The sequence below is a fragment of the Lactiplantibacillus sp. 30.2.29 genome, assembly GCF_018991255.1.
GTDB lineage: Bacteria > Bacillota > Bacilli > Lactobacillales > Lactobacillaceae > Lactiplantibacillus > Lactiplantibacillus pentosus.
Window position 1 is genome coordinate 1 of record NZ_JAGYGU010000067.1, and the last position, 4,072, is coordinate 4,072.

General features: G+C 38.9%; 3 protein-coding genes and 2 pseudogenes. 2 read left to right on the forward strand and 3 right to left on the reverse strand.

What is annotated here, in order from left to right:
* Positions 1-87: 87 nt before the first annotated feature.
* Positions 88-327, forward strand: coding sequence for a hypothetical protein (locus KGF65_RS16350; RefSeq protein ID WP_099722361.1), 240 nt, complete (start codon positions 88-90; stop codon positions 325-327).
* An 87-nt stretch (positions 328-414) separates the two neighbouring features.
* On the opposite strand, the pseudogene KGF65_RS16355 reads toward KGF65_RS16350, so the two are convergent.
* Positions 415-891, reverse strand: a pseudogene (locus KGF65_RS16355) (recombinase family protein); the annotation flags it as partial.
* Positions 885-1,460 (reverse strand): TetR/AcrR family transcriptional regulator, encoded by a 576-nt coding sequence (locus KGF65_RS16360; RefSeq protein ID WP_041153625.1) that lies wholly within the window; start codon positions 1,458-1,460, stop codon positions 885-887. The gene KGF65_RS16360 and the pseudogene KGF65_RS16355, both read right to left, overlap by 7 nt.
* 164 nt (positions 1,461-1,624) lie before the next feature.
* Between KGF65_RS16360 and KGF65_RS16365 the strand changes: the two are divergent.
* Positions 1,625-3,468: pseudogene (locus KGF65_RS16365) on the forward strand (DHA2 family efflux MFS transporter permease subunit).
* Between the two features lie 94 nt (positions 3,469-3,562).
* Here the strand turns inward: KGF65_RS16365 and KGF65_RS16370 are convergent.
* A partial coding sequence (locus KGF65_RS16370) for a recombinase family protein (protein ID WP_216788250.1) occupies positions 3,563-4,072 on the reverse strand: 510 nt, incomplete at its 5' end.

Genomic DNA, 4,072 nt, shown 5'->3' on the forward strand with positions numbered 1-4,072 from the left:
AAATCAAAACGTATTAATTTAGAGAGCCTGTCTAAAATATGTTCCATAGTGCTAATACAAATAAGCAACGTCTAGGAGGAATATAAATTGTCATTAACTGAATTGGGAAGCTTTATACTGCTTATCTCATTGGTCTACTGGTGGTTTTTAATGTGGCATTCATTTAAACTAACCAGGAAAACGTTAGTAATTTTAAATACCGTTGGCACTGCCTTAATGACCATTTTGACGTGGCCCATCACCTATGGAATGTTACTGATTCCGATTTTAATTATTTACGCTGTATCGACTTTTATCATCTTTAAATTACCACTGGCAGCCAAATAGTGTGAGAAAAAGTTTTTTGCTTCGCACAACCCTAGTTGTAATTTTTTTAATCATACTGTGGGCAAGTAATCACTACGATTTTCCATATCATGATTTAGTTGGTTGTATTCTGGTTGTTGGCGTATTAGTTGGAATCTTAGGTGATCGTGTTGACAGTAGTAGGAAAAAATAAGCAGGTATTACATTTGTAGTACCTGCTTTTATTAGCTGTTTCGTTTCGGTATTCCGGGCAATGTCTATGTCACTCATGCCTGGTTGATAGAGTTAAAGGCGTGTTTTAAACGGGGATCATCTTCATTATATTGCTGTTTACGACCATGATATTTGCCCTGCTGGTTAGCCAGGACAATGCCCTGTTGATGCCGGTTAATAATCCGCTTACGCTCTTTCAGCCTGGTACTTACTATAGTTCAATAATAAGGTTTGTCATCAGTTGCCGTAAATTAGAATCAGCAAGTCCCGTCATAGACGGCAAATTTAATACATATAGGGTAGCCCCTCATTTTGAATGGTATTCATAATCTTAGTTAAATCCTGATTATTTCTGTCTAACTAATCTAATTTGTATTCAAACTATCAGCTAATTGTTGGGCAGCCAATAACATTAAATCCTTAATTTGTTCTGGTGGCTCAGGCTGATCTTGGCCTAACCAGACGCGTAGAATATTGGTAAAACCACCTAGTTGAAAGGCCATCACATAATTCACTTGGGTAGGAGTGCCCTGAACATGCCAGGGAGCCGCAAACTGTTGATAACGGGGGATTGCTTTTTGTTGCCAAATTTCATTCATGTGATCAAATAAGCCTTGGCGGATCAATAATTGAATTAAATCCCGTTTTCGCCACCAAAAATTTAAAAAAATGTCAAAAGTAGTTTTTAACATCATTTCCCCTACCTGCGGTTTCTGCTGGAGTAATTGTTCAAAGTACTGATCGAACAACTGATCACACAGGTAATTAATGACCGCTTCTTTATTTTTAAAAGAATGATAGAACGTTTTTCGCGATAATTCAGCGGTTTGGGCAATTTCAGTAATAGAAATATCCTGAAAGCTCTCTTTCGTCATTAAATTTATAAGGGCGTCGCATAACCATTGCTTAGACTGCTCAACCATACGCTGCTTTCCGTTCATTTTATTAACATCTCCTCTACTATCGGTAACAAATTATAGCAATCTGTAGCACTTAGCCAATAAGGATTGTTTTTATGCTTAGGACTAATTATACTAAAAGTCGCAAATAAAGGTAACAAATGTTTCCTTTGTATTCATCTGTTACCGAAAGGAGCGCTTGATAGATGTCAAAAGCTACTAAAATTATCAGTTTTATCGGGTTAACCATTGCGATGTTTATGGGCACCTTAGACAGTACTATCGTCAACATTGCTTTACCCAAAATTATGACCCATTTCAATGCCAGTCTAACTGATACAAGTTGGGTTGTCACCATCTATACGTTAGCCTTAGCCGTTTTTATGATCACTGGTTCAAAGATTGCCGATCGTTATGGTCGTAAAAAAATTATGTTATTAGGATTAGCCTTATTTGGTGGCTTTTCGGCGGCTTGTATGCTGGCAACGTCGTTACCAGAATTGATTGCTTTTCGATTTTTTCAAGGATTAGGCGGTGCCATTATCACCCCGATTGTCTTACCAATGGGAATTGAAATATTTGGCAAAGCGCATATGTCCAAAATTGCTAGCGTTGTGGGCGCGGTAACGGCTTTAGCTGCTGCCGGAGGGCCACCGATTGGTGGTGTGATTATTGAATATGCTTCTTGGCGCTGGGTATTCGGCATTAATGTCCCCTTAACCATTGTAGCCTTTCTAATTGTTGCTATGGGGGTAAGGGAATCATATGACGAATCCTTGGCAGGGAGAATTGATTTACCAGGAACAATTCTTTTAACACTAGGATTGGGCGGTTTAACCTTTGGCCTACTAGAAGGCCGCCAATATGGTTGGCAATCGGGTATCATCTTAGGAACACTCATTGGCGGCGTATTAGCTATTGGATTATTCATCTTTATCGAAAGTAAAGTCAAACACCCACTACTTGAATTAGATTTGTTCCGTGAAAAAACCCTAACTGCTTCTAGTTTAGTTTACTTTTTAACCGGCTTTGCATTAGTTAGCCCCACCCTGATTTTAAATTACTTTTTACAAGACGTTCTGAACGATACAGCATTACATGCAGCCCTAATTATTATTCCAGTTTCCTTAACAATCATGGTAGCGATGCCTTTGGGAACTAAGTTATTTGATCAAGTTGGCGCAGTTTCGGTTACTTTGATTGGACTCTTAGTCATGGCAGCTAGTTTACTACTCTTGTCGTTTATCACCACCACAACGCCTAAAGCTGTTATCATTACTTTCCTAGTGATCAACGGTGTTGGTTTTGGGTTCTCTTCGGTTTCGTTAGTGGTCTTGGTTAAGCATTTGCCAAAAATAAAAGTGGGATTGTTTCAGGAATTGTTAATGCAGCGCGTCAAATTGGCACCTGTTTAGGAATTGCAATTCTAGTAATGGTCTTTGATAATAATGTCAATACAGCTAAGCAGCATATGCATCAAGATACCATTCAAATTGTTGATCGACAGCAATTATCACCTAAAGTAAAGAAAGTGGCTCATCAACAATTGAACAGCCTATTTTCCACTACTGGATCAGCCAAATTAACAACTAAAAACAAACAGACGAACCTAAGACGTGCCCTTAAACAAGCGGCCAAATCTCAAGTTGATTTACCACAGCCCCAAAAGGGAACCGATCTTCACCAGGTCTACCAAGCCCAGAAGAAGCTAGCACTAGCTACTGACAACTTAAAAGCGGGCAACCAGCAACTAGCACTTACCTTAACCAAGTTAGAAAATCAAAATACCGCTATATCTAAACTATCAGTAGCTTCTCAAAAAATTAATTTGGGTAATCAGAAAATAAGCAAGGGCCAGAAAAAATTGTTAGTAGGTCTCAAACAATTGGCACAAAAAGAAGCTTTAACGACAGCTTTGAGAAAAATTAAGCATACTAAGAATCGACAAATCAGCCAGGCCTTCAGTCATACCTACTTAGTAGGAGCGGTGATTGTCTTGATTCTGTCGCCGATTGCTTTGTTGACAGATCGTAAGCCCTTAAAAAGTTGAACTGGGAGCTAGCCATTAACTTTAATACGGATTACTAGCTAAATCTAAAAGGGGCCTCGTATTCGAAGCCCCTTTTGGTATGGTGTAAACAGTTTTAAAATATATTGTTTTTAACTAATTTAAATCGTCGCTGTTGCGTGCGTTTACTAATCCCCGTCTTTCGTTCAATCATTTTATAGGTCATGCCCTGTTTTCGTAATTCGTAGGCAAATCTGATCTGTTCATCAGAATAAGTTCTTGGTCTACCCTCCCGGAATAACGGATCATGTTGTTTGGCATACAACTTGCCTTCCTGTGTGCGCGTGGCAATCATATCCCGTTCAAACTGCGCAAAAGCACTGAATATTGTAAAAATGAGCTGGCCAGTTGGTGTATTATCAATTAAGCCCATATTCAAAATATTAACTTTGATGTTCCGGTTAAACAGCTCTTGGATGATAGTTAAAGCCTCGCGGGTATTCCGCGCAAACCGATCCAACTTAGTCACAATCAAAGTATCATCTGTTTTTAGAGCTTGCAATAGTTTTTGAAACTCCGGTCGTTCAGTAGTTGTGCCGGTATACTTTTCTTGGAAAATTTCTTGGGCACCGGCTACTTGTAATAG